General features: G+C 59.2%; 18 protein-coding genes and 2 pseudogenes. 11 read left to right on the plus strand and 9 right to left on the minus strand.

The annotated features are described in order from the left end of the window. Positions 1 to 100: 100 nt before the first annotated feature. On the minus strand, positions 101 to 1,000 hold the full coding sequence (locus FHL16_RS22040; RefSeq protein WP_010455058.1) for a polysaccharide deacetylase family protein: 900 nt from the start codon (positions 998 to 1,000) through the stop codon (positions 101 to 103). A gap of 279 nt (positions 1,001 to 1,279) precedes the next feature. Between FHL16_RS22040 and FHL16_RS22045 the strand changes: the two genes are divergently transcribed. The 3 genes from FHL16_RS22045 (at position 1,280) to FHL16_RS22055 (ending at position 2,893) form a co-directional block, all read left to right on the plus strand. Then, positions 1,280 to 1,960 carry an SOS response-associated peptidase gene (locus FHL16_RS22045; protein WP_077749270.1) on the plus strand — a complete coding sequence of 227 codons (681 nt, stop codon included), beginning with the start codon at positions 1,280 to 1,282 and terminating at the stop codon, positions 1,958 to 1,960. A gap of 251 nt (positions 1,961 to 2,211) precedes the next feature. Continuing rightward, positions 2,212 to 2,484, plus strand: a complete 273-nt coding sequence (locus FHL16_RS22050; protein WP_077749271.1) for a hypothetical protein — start codon at positions 2,212 to 2,214, stop codon at positions 2,482 to 2,484. 181 nt (positions 2,485 to 2,665) lie between these two features. Then, a complete protein-coding gene (locus FHL16_RS22055; RefSeq protein WP_077749272.1) occupies positions 2,666 to 2,893 on the plus strand; it encodes a DUF6555 family protein in 228 nt (75 codons plus the stop codon). A 124-nt stretch (positions 2,894 to 3,017) separates the two neighbouring features. Here the strand turns inward: FHL16_RS22055 and FHL16_RS34090 are convergent, their stop codons facing one another. Genes FHL16_RS34090 through FHL16_RS22065 form a run of 3 tightly spaced genes read right to left on the minus strand, consistent with a single transcriptional unit; the run spans position 3,018 to position 4,245 of the window. Next, positions 3,018 to 3,176: a hypothetical protein gene (locus tag FHL16_RS34090; protein WP_167362281.1), complete on the minus strand. Its 159-nt coding sequence runs from the start codon at positions 3,174 to 3,176 to the stop codon at positions 3,018 to 3,020. A gap of 59 nt (positions 3,177 to 3,235) precedes the next feature. Next, the gene (locus FHL16_RS22060; protein ID WP_010455066.1) at positions 3,236 to 3,547 is read right to left on the minus strand and encodes an AzlD domain-containing protein; all 312 of its coding nucleotides are present in this window, start codon (positions 3,545 to 3,547) and stop codon (positions 3,236 to 3,238) included. Next, positions 3,547 to 4,245, minus strand: coding sequence for an AzlC family ABC transporter permease (locus FHL16_RS22065; RefSeq protein ID WP_042932778.1), 699 nt, complete (start codon positions 4,243 to 4,245; stop codon positions 3,547 to 3,549). The genes FHL16_RS22060 and FHL16_RS22065 overlap by 1 nt, the downstream gene beginning before the upstream one ends. Positions 4,246 to 4,413: 168 nt before the next feature. Here FHL16_RS22065 and FHL16_RS22070 point away from each other — a divergent pair, with 168 nt between their 5' ends. Then, positions 4,414 to 4,788 carry a DUF2784 domain-containing protein gene (locus FHL16_RS22070; RefSeq protein WP_077749273.1) on the plus strand — a complete coding sequence of 125 codons (375 nt, stop codon included), beginning with the start codon at positions 4,414 to 4,416 and terminating at the stop codon, positions 4,786 to 4,788. A gap of 21 nt (positions 4,789 to 4,809) precedes the next feature. After that, positions 4,810 to 4,901, plus strand: a pseudogene (locus tag FHL16_RS34820) (LysR family transcriptional regulator); the annotation flags it as partial. A 33-nt stretch (positions 4,902 to 4,934) separates the two neighbouring features. Here FHL16_RS34820 and FHL16_RS22080 read toward each other — a convergent pair. Both FHL16_RS22080 and FHL16_RS22085 read right to left on the minus strand, forming a co-directional pair. Further along, positions 4,935 to 6,512 carry a sensor domain-containing diguanylate cyclase gene (locus FHL16_RS22080; RefSeq protein ID WP_077749274.1) on the minus strand — a complete coding sequence of 526 codons (1,578 nt, stop codon included), beginning with the start codon at positions 6,510 to 6,512 and terminating at the stop codon, positions 4,935 to 4,937. 165 nt (positions 6,513 to 6,677) lie between these two features. After that, positions 6,678 to 7,205 (minus strand): DUF3087 domain-containing protein, encoded by a 528-nt coding sequence (locus tag FHL16_RS22085; RefSeq protein WP_077749275.1) that lies wholly within the window; start codon positions 7,203 to 7,205, stop codon positions 6,678 to 6,680. Positions 7,206 to 7,431: 226 nt separating this feature from the next. Between FHL16_RS22085 and ppnN the strand changes: the two genes are divergently transcribed. Beyond that, on the plus strand, positions 7,432 to 8,805 hold the full coding sequence (ppnN, locus tag FHL16_RS22090) for a nucleotide 5'-monophosphate nucleosidase PpnN (RefSeq protein ID WP_010455076.1): 1,374 nt from the start codon (positions 7,432 to 7,434) through the stop codon (positions 8,803 to 8,805). A 177-nt stretch (positions 8,806 to 8,982) separates the two neighbouring features. On the opposite strand, the gene FHL16_RS22095 is transcribed toward ppnN, so the two are convergent. Then, positions 8,983 to 9,159: a DUF2790 domain-containing protein gene (locus FHL16_RS22095; RefSeq protein WP_077749276.1), complete on the minus strand. Its 177-nt coding sequence runs from the start codon at positions 9,157 to 9,159 to the stop codon at positions 8,983 to 8,985. A 203-nt stretch (positions 9,160 to 9,362) separates the two neighbouring features. Between FHL16_RS22095 and FHL16_RS22100 the strand changes: the two genes are divergently transcribed. The 4 genes and pseudogenes from FHL16_RS22100 to FHL16_RS22120 all read left to right on the plus strand — a co-directional run bounded on the left by FHL16_RS22100 (position 9,363) and on the right by FHL16_RS22120 (position 11,607). Continuing rightward, positions 9,363 to 10,103, plus strand: a complete 741-nt coding sequence (locus FHL16_RS22100; protein ID WP_077749277.1) for a response regulator — start codon at positions 9,363 to 9,365, stop codon at positions 10,101 to 10,103. Between the two features lie 22 nt (positions 10,104 to 10,125). Next, a pseudogene (locus FHL16_RS34525) lies at positions 10,126 to 10,476 on the plus strand (HAMP domain-containing protein); the annotation flags it as partial. A gap of 216 nt (positions 10,477 to 10,692) precedes the next feature. Further along, complete coding sequence (locus FHL16_RS22110; protein ID WP_077749279.1) at positions 10,693 to 11,118, plus strand: hypothetical protein; 426 nt, start codon at positions 10,693 to 10,695, stop codon at positions 11,116 to 11,118. Between the two features lie 264 nt (positions 11,119 to 11,382). Further along, on the plus strand, positions 11,383 to 11,607 hold the full coding sequence (locus FHL16_RS22120) for a hypothetical protein (RefSeq protein WP_010455083.1): 225 nt from the start codon (positions 11,383 to 11,385) through the stop codon (positions 11,605 to 11,607). A 152-nt stretch (positions 11,608 to 11,759) separates the two neighbouring features. Here the strand turns inward: FHL16_RS22120 and FHL16_RS22125 are convergent, their stop codons facing one another. Beyond that, on the minus strand, positions 11,760 to 13,043 hold the full coding sequence (locus tag FHL16_RS22125) for a Zn-dependent hydrolase (protein WP_077749280.1): 1,284 nt from the start codon (positions 13,041 to 13,043) through the stop codon (positions 11,760 to 11,762). 130 nt (positions 13,044 to 13,173) lie between these two features. Further along, a complete protein-coding gene (locus FHL16_RS22130) occupies positions 13,174 to 14,658 on the minus strand; it encodes an NCS1 family nucleobase:cation symporter-1 (protein WP_077749281.1) in 1,485 nt (494 codons plus the stop codon). Between the two features lie 554 nt (positions 14,659 to 15,212). Here FHL16_RS22130 and hydA point away from each other — a divergent pair. Further along, positions 15,213 to 16,652, plus strand: a complete 1,440-nt coding sequence (gene hydA, locus FHL16_RS22135) for a dihydropyrimidinase (protein ID WP_010455090.1) — start codon at positions 15,213 to 15,215, stop codon at positions 16,650 to 16,652. Positions 16,653 to 16,723: the final 71 nt, after the last annotated feature.

Below are 16,723 nucleotides of genomic sequence, written 5' to 3' on the forward strand. Positions count from 1 at the left end.
GGCTCATCGGATTCGACCCGCTGAGGATAGATCCATTTTCGCCCATCTGCGCCCGCCGGCCTGACATTAAGTGTTAGCTGTTTCTCATTTTGCTGAAGTTCTAATGAGAATCCCCGTCCCACAACCAATTCCAGATCCCCGGCAACTTCACTGCCTCTGAACCGCTTCTGACGGTGCGCGCCAAAGCCGCCCGTTGCAGCGCCGCCCTGTCGTCGTAAAACGGCTTCTGCGCCACCGTCACCCCCGTGGCACGGGCGCTGTCGAGGAGGATTTGCAGGTATTCGCGGGCATGCCGGGCGGTGTAGCGATTCAGGTCGTGGAAGGTCACCACCACCGGAATCACACCGTCCACCGTCGGCAATTCGCCCAGTGCAATGCGCTCACGCACTTCGGACAGTTGCCGCAACATGTTGGCCCGTCGCCGCGGGCTGGCGTTGAAGCCCCAGATCTTGCCGTCGTTGGCGCTCAGGTCGGTCAGCAACAGGTGCAGGCCATGTCGCTGATAGGCGGCGAACACACGTGTGTCGTAGTTCCAGAACGGCGGACGCACCAGGGTGGGCGGTGCGCCGGTGATTGCGGCAATGTCAGCACTGCCCTTGCTCAATGATTGCTCCAGCTCTTGCGGGCTCAGCGAGCGGTGATTGGTGTGCGAGTGGGTCGCCGTGTGGAAACCCAGCACATGCCCTTCAGCCTGCTCCCGGTGCATGACCCCGCGCCCGATGTCGCTGTCGCCGGCCCGTGGCGCGCCGGTCTGCACGAAGAACACCGCTTTGATCCCCGGTTGCACCGGGTTCTGCGCGAGGCTGTCGAGCACCGTCATGCTCGGGTTCCAGAAACTTGATGCGCTGGGACCGTCGTCGAAGGTCAGCACAAAGCGGATCGGTGGCTGCGCGCGCAGACGCTGTTCGGTCTGCGGGGTCAGCTCGATCGGTGAAGCGATGCAGCCAGCGAGCCCGACAGCAATGGCTAGCGTAGTGAGAGCCTTGAACAACTGTTTCATGGTTTGCCTTGGGCCATACCGTAATGGTCATCACGTTAAAACGGCAAAAACCCTTCGCCCATTGATCCCTTGTCAGCCCGCAGGTCGCTGCAGGCCGAGGTTGGATCAGGGTACACAGTGTTTGGTTCCAGCGCTCACCCTCGTGGCTTACCGCGCCAACGACTCCTGGAACCATCGCCAGAGCTACATTCGTCAGGAATTGGCCGTTCAACCACAGCATCCTCGCGAAGGACGGTACCCGTGCTCCTACACTAAAAGCTCAAGCCTGAGGATTAACCGATGTGCGGACGACTCTCGCAGTACCGTGGCATTCACGACTTTGTCGCGGTGCTGAGCCTTCCCGACGCGCTGATCAACCATGTCGGTAATGAACCGCTGGCCCGCTACAACGCTGCGCCCACCACTCAACTCGCCCTCCTGCACCTTGAGCCTGACGGGTTGCACGCCGATTCGGTGCGCTGGGGATGGCGGCCGCACTGGGCGAAGGACCGGTCGGCGCCAATCAATGCCCGGGTCGAGAAAGTCGCTCATGGCCCGTTCTTCCGGGCGATCTGGCCGCACCGTGCGATTGTGCCGATCGACAACTGGTTCGAATGGGTGGATGCCGGCAAAACGACGCGGCAGCCGTGGCTGATTCGTCGACGGGATCGGGCGCCGATCTACTGCGCGGCGATCGGCCAGTTCCCTCACGGTGGCAGCGAGCCGCGCGGCGACGACGGTTTCGTCATCATCACGGCGGACAGCGCTGGCGGCATGCTCGACATTCATGACCGGCGACCAGTGGTGTTGTCTGTGCAACTGGCACATGAATGGCTGGACCCGGCTACGCCTAAAGAGCGTGCCGAGCAGATGGTGCTCATGCAAGGCGAAGTCAGTGAAGTGTTCGAGTGGTACAGGGTCGATAAGGCAGTGGGAAATGTCAGGAACCAGAGTGCAATGTTGGTTAATAAGCTGACTTGAATTGGATCCATTTCCGGTTTCTGAATAGCCGAACGGCATAAACGTTACACGGACTGTTTCATCCAAGAAACACTAAAAGGAATGCGGCAAAACGATGCATTAACCGCTTGTCTGACAATTGAATTGTTGTACATACATTTAGTAGTGCTACAGATAGCATGCGCGCCGCATTTCCCCTGGCAGCACCTAATTGACCAAAGAGTCAATAAACAAGGAAATCCCTAAATCCAACGAGCCTGCAGAGAACTAAGTTGCGCGAAGATCTTGTCATTAATCAAGTCGGCGGTCTGGAGTGCGTGTACCTGTCGCTGACAGAACGCTATCAACTTGACTGCTTTATCGGGCAATACATAAAGACCCGAAACCTGCGTTCCATCCCCAATATCAACGACATCCTGCGCTCAACCCTCGCAGCCTACTCTGGCAAGCCGCCGGTCATGGTCAACGAATTGAATGCCTGGATCGACAAGACGTTGGGCTACCGGGCCTCCCACCCGGATTTTCCGTCACTGGACGATATTTGAAGTGAGGCGCTGCTGAGTTCAGCACAAGACTGAACGAACCGGACATTGTTGCACTCTGAAGAAGAGGCCCATCGAGGCCTCTTTTTTTCAGCTCTTATCCGCACAAGGATTGCACCCCAGACTTTGCGAATTGCCCGTTCGATGCCTGAATCAAAGCCCTGGCGAATTTAAGGAGGAATACATGAGCGAACTCGTTCCCTATGCCGTGCATTATTTGCTCGATGGCGTTCGTCAGCACTTTTTCAAACTGGCTGAACAGTTCTCCGATGTTGACGCAATTCGTTCAGCCTCGGCGCATGCCTTTCCGCAATCCGACGGAAAGATCGCCGCACACGCCTCCCCCGAAACGGCGCGTTTGAGCGCTCAACAACTGGGTATCACGCAGATACGTTGGAATGAGGCGATCTGACGGCCTTACCCGCCCCGCTTGATCGCGAATGACTGTTCAATCAAGCAAAGTACTTCAGACACACCTGCTTTTGTGGCGAGGGCGCTTGCTTGACTGAAGATCAGCGGTGGGGGATGCGGACCCGTCAGGGCTTCAGCGGACGCTCTTGGTCACGATCTGACAGTTCTTTACCATCGTCGGGGTGCTTCCAGTCCGGTGTCGAACGCCTCTGTCGCTCAAGCTCTTCTTGAGTCGGTTCATCCTCATCTTCATCCAGATCAGGACGTTTTGGTTCATTGGCCATACGCGCCTCGCTTCCTGAAGGAATTCCCTTTAAGCGTAGAACAGTTTCCGAAGCGCGACTCAAAGCCACCAGCGCAGCAAAAAGAAAAACCCCATGCTCAAAAGCATGCTGAGCAAGGTATTGCGGGTGTACAGCACCAATCCCACTGCCACCAGCGAACTGATCAGGTACGGGTTGTCCCACTGCAGATTCAGCTGTTTGTCCGGCATGAACACAATCGGTCCGCAGATCGCGGTCAACATCCCCGGCACGGCAAAACCGAGGAACTGCCGGGCATTACTGCTCAAGCGCAGCGGCAGTCGTGGTTCGAGGAATACGTAGCGGTTCAGGAAGACGAGCACGCCCATCCCGATAATTACAGCCCAGACCATCATGTGCGCCCCCCATGGAATTTGTTGCAGATGAAGCCTGCAGTCATGCCCGCCAACCCCGACAGCACCAGCGCCGAGCCCCATTGCCAGTAGCTGAACAACACGGAACAAAACAGCGAAACCGCGACGCAGACCACCGTCGGAACGTTGCGTACCACCGGGGTGATCAGGGCAATGAAGGTCGCAGCGATGGAGAAGTCCAGCCCCAGGTGTTCGAGGCCGGGAATGCTGCTGCCGAGGACGATGCCGGCCAGCGTGAACAGGTTCCAGGCGATGTAAAACGTCAGGCCAACGCCCAGGGCGTACCAGCGATTGAACTGCTGTTTGTCATGCTGGCTGGTCAGGGCGAACAGCTCGTCAGTGAGCAAAAACCCCAGCCCCACGCGCCAGCGACCCGGCAGCGGTGAAATCACCGAACGCATACTCATTCCGTACAGCAAATGCTGGGAGGTCAGTAACAGCGTGGTCAGCAAAATCGAAAAGATCCCGGCACCGCCCTTAAGCATGCCGATGGCGACCAATTGCGCGGCACCGGCAAACACGATGCTCGACAACCCTTGACCTTGCAGCGGCGTGAGATTGGCCTCGATGGCCATGGACCCGGCCAGCAGGCCCCAGGGCGCGGTCGCCAGGGACAACGGCATGATCGCTACAGCGCCGCGAAGAAAGGCACTGCGCGGCATGAGTGAGTTCGACATAAAGCTCTACAACCAGGGGAAGACGCCAGACTGTGCCAGCAGTTGCGTTCGATGGCTTGAACAATCTTGCGCACTTGCGGGCAGCACTTGCCGAATGGCTCTGGGCAGCAGCAAGGAACAGAACCCGAGTACCATGGAGCCATTCGCCTAACGCGTCAGGGAGTCGACATGCTTTACCGGATCGCCGCCGATGGGCTGGTGCTGTTTCATTTGCTGTTCATTCTGTTCGTGCTATTCGGCGGGCTGCTGGTGCTCAAATGGCGACCGCTGATCTGGTGGCACCTGCCCGCTGTTGTGTGGGGCGTGAGTGTGGAAGTCTTCCACCTGATGTGTCCCCTGACTCAATGGGAAAACGTCATGCGCCAAGCCGCTGGGCAAACCGGTTACGGCGGTGGCTTCATCGAACACTACGTGTGGCCGGTCATTTACCCCGCAGGGCTGACACCGGCGATTCAACTGGCGCTGGGCAGCGTGGTGCTGGTGATCAACGTCATGGTCTATCTTCGGCTGATCAGGTTGTGGAAGTTACGCCGGGCAGCCTGAAATACCCGCCGAGAATCGAAAATGCTGTCGATTGAAGACCTGACGTTGCTTCAAGCCATCCGCGAAACCGGCAGCCTGTCGCGGGCCTGGGCAAAGCGCCTTCTACCGTGTCCTGCGGTCCAGGGCAGTGACCGCTTCGTTTGAAGTCAGTTGGCGATGACGCTCATGTTCCGCCCACTGGCCTTGGCCACGTACAACGCTTTGTCCGCAGCGGTGACCAGGTCGTCGGGCTGATCCTGCGAGGCCGGGTTGTAGGCGCAAACCCCCACGCTGACCGTCACCATACCCTCAGGGCATTCGCTGTGTACGATGCCGGCCTGCTGCACCCCGCGACGAATTTTTTCGGCGACCAGAAACGCCCCCACATAGTCGGTGCCGGGCAGCACCACCGTGAACTCCTCGCCGCCATAGCGGGCGGCCAGATCGCCGGGGCGTTTGATGTTGTCCTTGATAATCGCGCTGATTTTGCGCAGACAGTCATCACCCGCCACGTGCCCATAACGATCATTGAAGCTCTTGAAGTGATCGACATCGATCATCAGCATGGCGAGGTGGGTCACCGTGCGCCGGGCCCGGCCCATTTCCGCGAGGATGAACAGATCGAACTGACGCCGGTTGGAGAGCCCGGTGAGTGCGTCTTCGAGCGCCAGCAGTTCAAGGCTGCGGTTGACCTCGATGAGCTTTTCCCGGGCATCAAGCAGCACGCTCTGAAAATGATTCTGCTGCTTCATGAAGCGAATGAGGCGATAGCCGAGCCCTCCCAGAAACACCAAAAGCAACAGCACGATGCCAGCGCTGAGGATGGACTCCTCGCGCCAGCCGGCCAGGACGTCTCGCTTGTCCAGGCCGGCAAAGACGATCAGCGGATAACCATCAACCCGCCGAAACCCCACCACTCGCTCCACACCATCAACATATGACTTGACGGTGGCCGTGCCGGAATTGCCCTTGGGCAACAGCTGCATGAACAGCGGCCCCTTGGCGACGCTGGTGCCGACGTCGGCTTCGTTGAATGGCCGGCGAACGACGATGCTGCCATCGTCGGCGATCAGGTTGATCACGCCGTTTTGGCCCATGTCGATGCTGTCGTACAGCGCGAGAAAATGGTCGAGGTAGATCGTTGCCAGCGCCACACCGGCGAAACTGCCATCTGGATGATTGATCCTGCGTGACACGGTCATGATCCATTCGCGGGTCGATCGACTCTTGATCGACGGTCCGATATGAGGTCCCCGGTCAGTATGATCACGATGGTAGATGAAGTATTCACGGTCGGAATTGTTCGCACCGGGTATATCCGCACCGTTGGAATTGGCGATCCACCCCCCTTTTTCGTCAAATACGAACAGACCATGGAGCTGGGTCAGCTCACTGCGTTGGGCGGCGAGCAAACGTCTGAATCTGGGCAGCTGCGCTGAGGCCACGCCCTCGTTTTCGACGCGGTCCACCAAGGCAAACAGCAGCGTATCGGCCTGTTTGATTGACGACTGCGCTTGCGACGTCAGGGTCTGGGCAAGGTTGGACATTGCCACTTCTTTGTCATGCAAATGGTACTGGCGCGAGTTCCAGGCTTCCCAGATCACAATGGCCGTCAAGGACAGGCACACCGCCACGAGCAGGACAACCGCGTAGCGGACCCTGCGCCGGGACTCGATTTGCTCGGCCCCCCAAGGCGCGACGGGCCGGCTGTGTTCAATTCGGTCGTTGATGGACGGATGCCCCATGACGCTCCCTGACTCGTTATGACATGGCGACTTTTCCCGTTCGCCCTTTTAGCGCCATCCAGTCGTGCCTGACACTCGGACCGCTATGCTCCACCAGAAACAAGATAGGCGATTTGCTCGCGTTGTGACGGGTTTGTGTGGGGTGAGGATGCGACCCCACGGGATTTACGTCGGTGTCTGCTTCACTGCTTCAAGCCAGGCCGGGTTCAGTTGTGTCTGTTCGGTATCGAGGCCCAGCGCTTCCATCCGCGCCTTGTGTTGCTCCACTTCCCGGCTCAATTGCCCATGGTCGCTGGAGTTGCCGTCCAGTTCGTGCATCTGGCTCAAGCCCAGATGGTAGAAACGCAGCAGTTTCATGGCCGTCGGATCACCCGCCTCCACCGCCGCCGTCACTTGATGCATCACATTGGTGATGCTCATCAGGCTGCGCTTGAGCTGCCAGCCGTACACCGCCGGCGCCATCCAGGCCTGAGACCAGAACATGCCACGCATCAGCGCCACCATCAGCAGCACCGCGACAAACACGCCGCCGACGTTAAATCGCAGATTGTCGCCCCCCGGCTCGCCAAACAACGCCACCGCCGCAGTGGACAGCACCATCGCCAGCGCCAGAAATATCAGCGCAATAATGACCGTGCTGCGCCGCGTCTGCTTTCGAAAGAGTTCGGCGTTCATCGGCTGGATTTCGAACATCGTGACGGGGTTCCTTGCATCAATGGTAAAAGGCTCGGTGAGCGAAAAGACTGCGGGGCATTATCGCCCCTGTGCAGGATTTAGCTATGCTGGGCGCCTCTTCATCTTTTCATCGTCAAACGGGGAACATGGCGATACAGCGCAGTTCGTGCCATCTTCTTTCTTGGATACACACTATTCGGATGCCATTTGCCTGTTTGAACGGCATCGTTTTAAGGATCATTGAATGACCCAACGACAAGTAATCAACGCCTCCGTCAGCCCTAAAGGCAGCCTGGAAACCCTTTCTCAACGTGAAGTACAGCAACTGAGCGAAGCCGGATCCGGCAGCACCTACACCTTATTCCGCCAGTGCGCCCTGGCCATCCTCAATACCGGCGCCCATGTTGATAACGCCAAGACCATCCTTGAAGCCTACAAAGATTTCGAAATCCGCATCCACCAGCAGGACCGCGGCGTCCGCCTGGAACTGCTGAATGCCCCCGCTGACGCCTTCGTCGACGGCGAAATGATCGCCAGCACCCGGGAAATGCTGTTCAGCGCCCTGCGTGACATCGTCTACACCGAAAACGAGCTCGACGCCCAGCGCATCGACCTGAGCACCTCCCAGGGCATCAGCGACTACGTCTTCCACCTGCTGCGCAACGCCCGCACCCTGCGCCCCGGTGTCGAGCCGAAGATCGTGGTGTGCTGGGGTGGCCACTCGATCAACACCGAAGAATACAAATACACCAAGAAAGTCGGCCATGAACTGGGCCTGCGCAGCCTCGACATCTGCACCGGTTGCGGCCCCGGCGTGATGAAAGGCCCGATGAAAGGCGCGACCATTGCCCACGCCAAGCAACGCATCCACGGTGGCCGCTACCTCGGTTTGACCGAGCCCGGCATCATCGCCGCCGAAGCGCCGAACCCGATCGTCAACGAACTGGTGATCCTGCCGGACATCGAGAAACGCCTGGAAGCCTTCGTGCGCGTGGGCCATGGCATCATCATTTTCCCGGGCGGCGCCGGCACAGCCGAAGAGTTCCTGTACCTGCTCGGCATCCTCATGCACCCGGACAACGCAGGCCTGCCCTTCCCCGTGGTGCTCACCGGGCCGAAACATGCGGCGCCGTATCTGGAGCAACTCGACGCGTTTGTCGGCGCAACGCTGGGTGACGCCGCGAAACAACACTACGAAATCATCATCGACGACCCGGCCGAAGTCGCGCGCCAGATGACCCAAGGCCTCAAAGCGGTCAAACAGTTCCGCCGCGAGCGCAATGACGCGTTCCATTTCAACTGGCTGCTGAAAATCGACGAAGGCTTCCAGCGCCCGTTCGACCCGACCCACGAAAACATGGCCAACCTCAAACTCAGCCGCGACCTGCCACCCCACGAACTGGCGGCAAACCTGCGCCGCGCGTTCTCCGGCATCGTCGCCGGCAACGTCAAGGACAAGGGCATCCGCCTGATCGAAGAACACGGCCCTTACCAGATCCGTGGCGATGCGGCGGTCATGCATCCGCTTGATCAATTGCTCAAGGCCTTCGTTGCGCAGCACCGGATGAAACTGCCGGGTGGCGCGGCTTATGTTCCGTGCTATCAGGTGGTTGCATAACAAAGCTTATGTGAGCTGTAACATCGCGAGTCGGCCTTGTGAGAGCAAGGTTGCTCGCGATGAGGCCGGTACATCCAACTGTGCTGTTGCCTGTACGACCGCTATCGCGAGCAGGCTCGCTCCTACAGGTTGAACGGGTAAATCCGGGGAATCTGTTCGGCCCGAAGGCCGCCAAGATCAGCCGCCCTGATTGCCACACGCCGCAAACTTGCTGTAATCCCATACCTTCTGCGTACCGCTCAAATCCAGATACGTCATCCGCGCATTCACAATCCCGCAATTTTCCCCGCCGTCTTCTACAGTGGAAATCACCTTCTTGATATCCCCATTTAAACGGCCGGAGGTATCTTCCATGTGTCGTAAAACCGGGACTACTAAGGCGTAAGGTGTCACACAGGGCAGCCGATACAGTTCAATACACCCGCCCCTGAAAAAAACCGACTTGTATGCCCCTGTATCAAAGTCATCTCCAGATACAGTGAGATACAAAGGCCGGCAGGCAGGTGCGGCGTGGCTCCCTAGAATGCGCGACGTGCGAATAACAAGAGGTTTGAGCAATGGAACACGTGAACCACATCCTGATCGTCGATGACGATCGCGAGATCCGTGAACTGGTCGGTAATTACCTGAAAAAGAACGGCCTGCGCACCACCGTGGTTGCCGATGGCCGGCAGATGCGCAGCTTTCTTGAAACCAACACCGTAGACCTGATCGTGCTCGACATCATGATGCCCGGCGATGACGGCCTGCTGCTGTGCCGCGAGCTGCGCTCAGGCAAACACAAGGCCACGCCGATCCTGATGCTCACCGCCCGCAACGACGAAACCGACCGCATCCTCGGCCTGGAAATGGGCGCGGACGATTACCTGACCAAACCGTTCTCCGCCCGCGAACTGCTGGCGCGGATCAACGCCGTACTGCGCCGCACCCGGATGCTGCCGCCCAACCTGCTCATCACCGAAAGCGGCCGGTTGCTGGGCTTCGGCCGCTGGCGCCTGGACACCACCGCCCGCCACTTGCTGGACGAAGACGACACGATGGTTGCACTCAGTGGCGCCGAGTACCGCTTGCTCCGGGTATTCCTCGATCACCCGCAGCGCGTGCTCAGTCGCGACCAGTTGCTCAACCTCACCCAGGGCCGCGACGCCGACCTGTTCGACCGCTCCATCGACTTGCTGGTGAGCCGTCTGCGCCAACGGCTGATGGATGACTCCCGGGAGTCGACCTACATCAAAACCGTGCGCAGCGAAGGCTACGTGTTCTCCTATCCCGTGGAATTGCTCGGCGCCGAATCATGAAACGCTACCTGCATTGGCCACGGACGCTGTCGGTGCGCAATATGCCTTGGCGTTTACTCGCATCCAAGGTGCGCAACAGCACTTCCAGGCACACCTGAAACTCGCCGACGGCAGCCCGCTGACCATCGACGTCCGGCCATCGGTGATGCCGTTGTCCTCGTGGCTGCCGATGGTGCTGCTGGTGCTGCTGGTGCAACTGACCCTCTTATTGATCTGCACCTGGCTGGCGGTCAGGGTCGCCATCCGCCCCCTCACCCGCCTCGCCCAGGCAGTGGACACCCTGGATCCGAACACCCACGCGGTGCATCTGGACGAAAAAGGCCCGACCGAAGTCGCCCATGCCGCCAAGGCGTTCAACGCCATGCGAAGGCGGCGGCCTGTGCGCCGAGCTCACCCTCGCGGCACAACCCTTGTCGCAGCTTGGGGCAAGGGTTTTGTATCCGTCTGTATAAGAACCCCGAACGGATACGTATAAGCCGATTTCAGCGCGTTCAAGCACACATCACCGATACACCCGGGCGTTTAACTGTGTTCACCGGATAGCAGCAGCTACCGACCCACACACATTCAAGCGCACGGAGAATCACCCATGTTCAACTTCTCGAAAGTCTCGTCCCTGGTACTCGGTCTGGCATTGGTTGGCGGCCTCGGCCTGTCGAACCTGGCGTCGGCCAATACCGTCAGCGCTGCGTCCCACAGCCAGATCCAGCAACTGTTGGTGGAAGGTGGCTCGGACCGGTTGCAACAGAATCGCGTCGCAGAATATGGCTCTGAAAACCTGCAAAACAACCGTGTTGCTGAAGGTGGCTCCGATCGCCTGATCGAGAACCGCGTTGCCGAAGGCGGCGCTGATCGCCTGCAAGAGCTTCGTGAGCGTGTGGCTGAAGGTGGCGCGGATCGCCTGCAAGAACTGCGCGAACGTGTCGCGTCGATCAGCCCGAAGAATGCCGTACAAGGGGGGGTTGTCGTCGCGGAGAATCGCCCTGAGTTCGGCTCCAAATATCAGCGTTACTGATCAAACTCTGCAAACCGCCAGAGATCAAATGTGGAAGCGAGCCGGCCCCAGGCGGCGTGGTGGTGATGGCGCGCTGGCAACAGGCGCTGGATGAAATGAGACGCGACGGACGTCTCGAACGACTCAGGCAGCGTTGGCCCAGCACCCCCCCGCTGACAGTGGATCAACGCGCTCGATATCAACTATGCGCAAGGGTGTTTTCTCATCGGGACGCTCCAGCACTACAGTGGCCACATCTTCTCCCCACTCTACTGGAGCAACATCATGAAAAGCATCATTGGTCTTGGTTTCGCCCTGTCGGTTCTTGGCGCTACATCCGCCATCGCCGCCCCACATGCCACCTCGCAAGTCGTTGCGGCAGCCAAAGTCAGCCAACCGGCAACATTGAACGTGAACACTGTCGGCGTTGATCACAAAGACAGTCAGGCCAGCAAACTCTACGTCGCGGAAAACCGCCCTGAGTTTGGTTCGAAGTATCAGCGCTATTGATTAACGGCTTTGGGCCGTTTGAAACAGGAAACCCCGGGTAGATCCGATCTACCCGGGGTTTCTCGTATCCGGGCAGACGTGTAACCGAATCACAGTAGATCGTAGGCTCCAGCGGCGCAGGCGCTGCCAAAGTCTACGATCATGTTCGCGCTTCAGGCCGCCAGCTGGCCGCTGGCAATCGCCGCCGACGCGGCCAGCATCGCCCGCAACAACACCGCACACCCTGCCGCCAGATCATCCGGCGCGGCATTTTCGATTTCGTTGTGGCTGATGCCGCCTTCGCACGGCACGAAGATCATCCCGGCCGGGCCGAGTTCAGCGAGGAAGATCGCGTCGTGCCCTGCTCCGCTGACGATGTCCATGTGCGACAGCCCCAGACCCTGCGCAGCCCCGCGTACTGCTTCGACGCAACCCTTGTCGAAGTAGAGCGGCGGGAAGTCGGCGGTGGGTGTCAGTTCGAAGGTCAGGCCGTGCTCCTCGCAGGTGGTTTCGATGACTTCACGGACTTCGGCGATCATCGAGTCCAGGCGCGCCGGTTCCAGATGACGGAAATCCAGGGTCATGCGCACTTCGCCGGGGATGACATTGCGTGAGCCGGGATAGGCTTGCAGGCATCCGACGGTGCCGCAGGCGTGAGGTTGATGGCCGAGAGCGGCGCGGTTCACTGCGCCGACAATCACGGCAGCGCCGACCAAGGCGTCCTTGCGCAGGTGCATTGGCGTCGGGCCGGCGTGGGCTTCGACGCCGCGCAGTTTCAGGTCGAACCATTTCTGGCCGAGGGCGCCCATGACAATGCCGATGGTTTTGTGTTCGTCTTCGAGGATCGGGCCTTGCTCGATGTGCGCCTCGAAATAGGCACCGACGGCATGGCCGCTGACCGTGCGTGGGCCGGCGTAACCAATGGCATTCAACGCTTCGCCAACGGTGACGCCATCGGCATCGACCTTGGCCAGGGTTTCTTCGAGGGTGAATTTTTCCGCAAACACGCCGGAGCCCATCATGCACGGGGCGAAGCGCGAGCCTTCTTCGTTGGTCCAGACCACCACTTCCAGCGGCGCTTCGGTTTCCACGCCGAGGTCGTTGAGGGTGCGCAGCACCTCGACGCCAGCCAGCACACCGAAGCAGCCATCGAACTTGCCGCCCGTGGGTTGGGTGTCGATGTGGCTGCCGGTCATCACCGGGGGCAGGTTCGGGTTGCGGCCGGGGCGGCGGGCGAAGATGTTGCCGACGGCGTCGACGCTGACGGTGCATCCGGCCTCCTCGCACCAGTTGACGAAAATGTCCCGGGCCTGACGGTCGAGGTCGGTCAGGGCGAGGCGACAGACGCCACCCTTGACCGTGGCGCCGAGTTTGGCCAGGTCCATGAGCGACTGCCACAAGCGGTCGCGGTTGATGTGCTGATGGGTGGACTGCAGAACGTCTACAGCAGCGTTCATGGTGATCTCCTCAGGCAGTTCTTATGAATATTTGTTTGGTGTTTTTGAGGCCGTCTTCGCTAGCAACTTCGCTCCTGCAAGGAATACGCGAACCTGTAGGAGCGAGGCTTGCCCACGAAGAGGCCAGTGCTCACACCGCAGATTTCGCGATTGACGCGCTAGGCCGCATCGAGCACAACCCGTAATAAATCAGCCCCCCCAGCGCCGAGCCGGTAAACCAGCCATAACTGTAGAACCAGCTGAACGCATCGCTGCCCAGGGACAGCAGCGTCAACGCCACCGGCACGCCAAAGGCGATAAACCCGAACCAGTTCCACGCCGGGTACACGTCATCGCGATACAGACCGGCCAGGTCCAGTTGCTGTTTCTTGATCAGGAAATAGTCCACCACCATGATCCCGGCGATCGGCCCCAACAGGCTCGAATAGCCCAGCAACCAATTGGAGTAAACCGTCTCCAGGCTCAGATCCGAAACGATCAATCCAAGCTTCTTCAACAGCTCATGGGCCATCAGCGCCAGGCCGACCAGGCCAGTGAGGATCACCGCCTTCGTGCGGTTGATGAGCTTGGGCGCGACGTTCTGGAAATCGTTGGTCGGCGACACGATGTTGGCCGCCGTGTTGGTGGACAACGTGGCAATGATGATCAGCGCCATGGCTACCGCGACCCAGACCGGGCTCTGAATGTGACCGATCAGGGTGACCGGATCGGAGACGCTGACGCCCACCAGTTTGACCGAGGCCGCCGTCATTACCACGCCCAGCGAGGCGAACAGGAACATGGTCAGGGGCAGTCCGATGATTTGCCCGATGATCTGGTCCTTCTGGCTTTTCGCATAACGACTGAAGTCCGGAATGTTCAGGGACAACGTGGCCCAGAACCCGACCATCGCGGTCAGCCCGGCGGCAAAGTAACTGACCACGCTGGCCCCTTCCGGGCGCTTGGGCGGGATCGCCATCAGTTCGGTCATCGACACGTTCGGCATGGCCCACACCAGCAGGCCTGCGCCCACCAGCACCAACAGCGGTGCGGAGAGGGTTTCCAGCCATTTGATCGAGTCCGCACCGCGAATCACCACCCACAGGTTCAAGGCCCAGAACACCATGAAGCCAATCACCTCGCCGGTGCCGCCGAGGGCTTTCCAGCCATCGAACACCGAGCCGAGAAACAGGTGAATGGCCAGTCCGCCAAACATTGTCTGAATGCCGAACCAGCCGCACGCCACCAGCGCCCGAATCAGGCAAGGAACGTTGGAGCCGAGGATGCCGAAGGACGAACGCAGCAGCACCGGAAACGGAATGCCGTACTTGGTACCGGGGAAGGCGTTCAGGGTCAGCGGGATCAATACGATGATATTGGCGAACAGAATCGCCAGCAGTGCTTCGCCGACACTCAGACCGAAATAAGCAGTGAGTACGCCGCCGAGGGTGTAGGTCGGCACGCAAATCGCCATGCCAACCCACAGGGCGGTAATGTGCCATTTGTTCCAGGTTCGTTCACGCACCTTGGTCGGCGCCATGTCGTGGTTGTAACGGGGACTGTCGAGGACGTCGCTGCCGGCTTCGAGCTCAAACAAGCCGTCGCGCTCGGTCACTTGCGATCTGATCTGTTGCATGGCCGCTCCACTGTTCTTTGAATTATTTTTTGCTCATCAGGGGCTGTTGGCATCAATAAGCGTGCCGGGCACCCCGTTTGCGCATCGGGCAGTTCCACAAAAACTTCGCAACCAACTGATGTTTATCAGTTTTTATATACCGTCCAAATAGTCCCTCGGTTACTTGCCTGTTCACTCAGGCCGAATGCCGGGCAAGTTGTCCGAACCGTCAGGGCTCAATCTGGTGCATGGGTCTTTTTTTTCAAAGTTGCGCATCAACCATAGACCATCCTCAAGCAGCTGATTTCACATAAGAAATCTCGTTCATTTTGAGAACCTGTCAAGTGCGTCAAAATGGTTCAGGACCACACCATTTTGGTGATTTCACAATTTAATCGTTATTTATCAATATGTTAAAACAGCAATAAGCTTATAAAAAATATTCTTGCTCATTCCATAAACTCAGACTAGTTTCTATTCCTGACAGCGCTGACAGGAATACACCTGTTTGCGCCGGCTTCATATAAAACATTTAGAACCGACATAAGTCGGTCATTGCCTGCGAGGAACTCGGAATGTCTCTGTTGATCCGTGGCGCCACCGTTATTACCCATGATGAAAGTTATCGCGCCGACGTCTATTGCGCCGACGGCGTGATAAAAGCCATCGGCGACAATCTTGATGTTCCGGCCGGCGCCGAAGTGCTCGACGGCAGCGGCCAATACCTGATGCCCGGCGGCATCGACCCGCACACGCACATGCAACTGCCCTTCATGGGCACCGTGGCCAGTGAAGACTTTTTCAGTGGCACTGCGGCAGGCCTTGCCGGTGGCACCACGTCGATTATCGACTTCGTGATTCCCAACCCACAGCAATCCTTGATGGAGGCGTTTCATCAGTGGCGCGGCTGGGCCGAGAAGTCGGCGTCGGATTACGGTTTCCATGTCGCCATTACCTGGTGGAGCGAACAGGTGCGCGAGGAAATGGCGGAGCTGGTCAGCCAGCATGGGGTCAACAGCTTCAAGCATTTCATGGCGTACAAGAACGCGATCATGGCCGCTGACGACACCCTGGTAGCGAGTTTCGAGCGCTGCCTGGAGTTGGGCGCGGTTCCGACCGTGCACGCGGAAAACGGTGAGCTGGTCTATCACCTGCAACGCAAGTTGATGGCCCAGGGCATCACCGGTCCCGAAGCGCATCCACTGTCGCGACCTTCTCAAGTGGAAGGCGAAGCCGCGAGCAGGGCAATCCGCATTGCTGAAACCCTGGGCACGCCGCTGTACCTGGTGCATGTCTCGACCAAGGAAGCGCTGGACGAAATCACCTACGCCCGCAGCAAGGGCCAGCAGGTCTACGGCGAAGTGTTGGCCGGGCATCTGCTGCTGGACGACAGCGTCTACCAACACCCGGACTGGCAGACCGCCGCCGGTTACGTGATGAGCCCGCCCTTCCGTCCTCGCGGCCACCAGGAAGCGCTTTGGCACGGTTTGCAATCAGGCAACCTGCACACCACCGCCACCGACCACTGCTGCTTCTGTGCCGAACAAAAAGCCGCCGGGCGAGATGACTTCAGCAAAATCCCCAATGGCACTGCCGGTATCGAAGACCGCATGGCTGTGCTCTGGGATGAGGGGGTCAACACCGGCCGTTTGTCGATGCAGCACTTCGTGGCGCTGACCTCCACCAACACCGCGAAGATCTTCAACCTCTACCCGCGTAAAGGTGCGATCCGCGTGGGCGCTGATGCGGACCTGGTGCTGTGGGATCCGGAGGGCACGCGGACCATTTCGGCGAAGACTCACCACCAGCAGGTCGACTTCAACATCTTCGAAGGCAAGACCGTGCGCGGTGTGCCGAGCCATACCGTGAGCCAGGGCCGAGTGGTGTGGGCCGATGGTGATCTGCGCGCTGAGCGTGGTGCCGGGCGGTATGTCGAACGGCCGGCGTATCCGGCGGTGTTTGACTTGCTGAGCAAGCGGGCTGAGCAGAATAAGCCGACTGCCGTGAAACGCTGAAAATCGAGACCTTCGGCCTTCGCGGGCAAGCCTCGCTCCTACAGTGGCACGCAATCCAAAAAACAGGAGCG

The organism is Pseudomonas sp. FSL W5-0299 (assembly GCF_005930655.1).
Taxonomy (GTDB): Bacteria; Pseudomonadota; Gammaproteobacteria; order Pseudomonadales; family Pseudomonadaceae; genus Aquipseudomonas; species Aquipseudomonas mandelii.

Excerpts from the sequence above, each read along its gene's own strand:
- FHL16_RS22040 (WP_010455058.1), bottom strand. The coding sequence starts at position 1,000 with ATGAAACAGTTGTTCAAGGCTCTCACTACGCTAGCCATTGCTGTCGGG.
- FHL16_RS22045 (WP_077749270.1), top strand. The coding sequence starts at position 1,280 with ATGTGCGGACGACTCTCGCAGTACCGTGGCATTCACGACTTTGTCGCG.
- FHL16_RS22055 (WP_077749272.1), top strand. The coding sequence starts at position 2,666 with ATGAGCGAACTCGTTCCCTATGCCGTGCATTATTTGCTCGATGGCGTT.
- FHL16_RS34090 (WP_167362281.1), bottom strand. The coding sequence starts at position 3,176 with ATGGCCAATGAACCAAAACGTCCTGATCTGGATGAAGATGAGGATGAA.
- FHL16_RS22060 (WP_010455066.1), bottom strand. The coding sequence starts at position 3,547 with ATGGTCTGGGCTGTAATTATCGGGATGGGCGTGCTCGTCTTCCTGAAC.
- FHL16_RS22065 (WP_042932778.1), bottom strand. The coding sequence starts at position 4,245 with ATGTCGAACTCACTCATGCCGCGCAGTGCCTTTCTTCGCGGCGCTGTA.
- FHL16_RS22070 (WP_077749273.1), top strand. The coding sequence starts at position 4,414 with ATGCTTTACCGGATCGCCGCCGATGGGCTGGTGCTGTTTCATTTGCTG.
- FHL16_RS22080 (WP_077749274.1), bottom strand. The coding sequence starts at position 6,512 with ATGGGGCATCCGTCCATCAACGACCGAATTGAACACAGCCGGCCCGTC.
- FHL16_RS22085 (WP_077749275.1), bottom strand. The coding sequence starts at position 7,205 with ATGTTCGAAATCCAGCCGATGAACGCCGAACTCTTTCGAAAGCAGACG.
- ppnN (WP_010455076.1), top strand. The coding sequence starts at position 7,432 with ATGACCCAACGACAAGTAATCAACGCCTCCGTCAGCCCTAAAGGCAGC.
- FHL16_RS22095 (WP_077749276.1), bottom strand. The coding sequence starts at position 9,159 with ATGGAAGATACCTCCGGCCGTTTAAATGGGGATATCAAGAAGGTGATT.
- FHL16_RS22100 (WP_077749277.1), top strand. The coding sequence starts at position 9,363 with ATGGAACACGTGAACCACATCCTGATCGTCGATGACGATCGCGAGATC.
- FHL16_RS22110 (WP_077749279.1), top strand. The coding sequence starts at position 10,693 with ATGTTCAACTTCTCGAAAGTCTCGTCCCTGGTACTCGGTCTGGCATTG.
- FHL16_RS22120 (WP_010455083.1), top strand. The coding sequence starts at position 11,383 with ATGAAAAGCATCATTGGTCTTGGTTTCGCCCTGTCGGTTCTTGGCGCT.
- FHL16_RS22125 (WP_077749280.1), bottom strand. The coding sequence starts at position 13,043 with ATGAACGCTGCTGTAGACGTTCTGCAGTCCACCCATCAGCACATCAAC.
- FHL16_RS22130 (WP_077749281.1), bottom strand. The coding sequence starts at position 14,658 with ATGCAACAGATCAGATCGCAAGTGACCGAGCGCGACGGCTTGTTTGAG.
- hydA (WP_010455090.1), top strand. The coding sequence starts at position 15,213 with ATGTCTCTGTTGATCCGTGGCGCCACCGTTATTACCCATGATGAAAGT.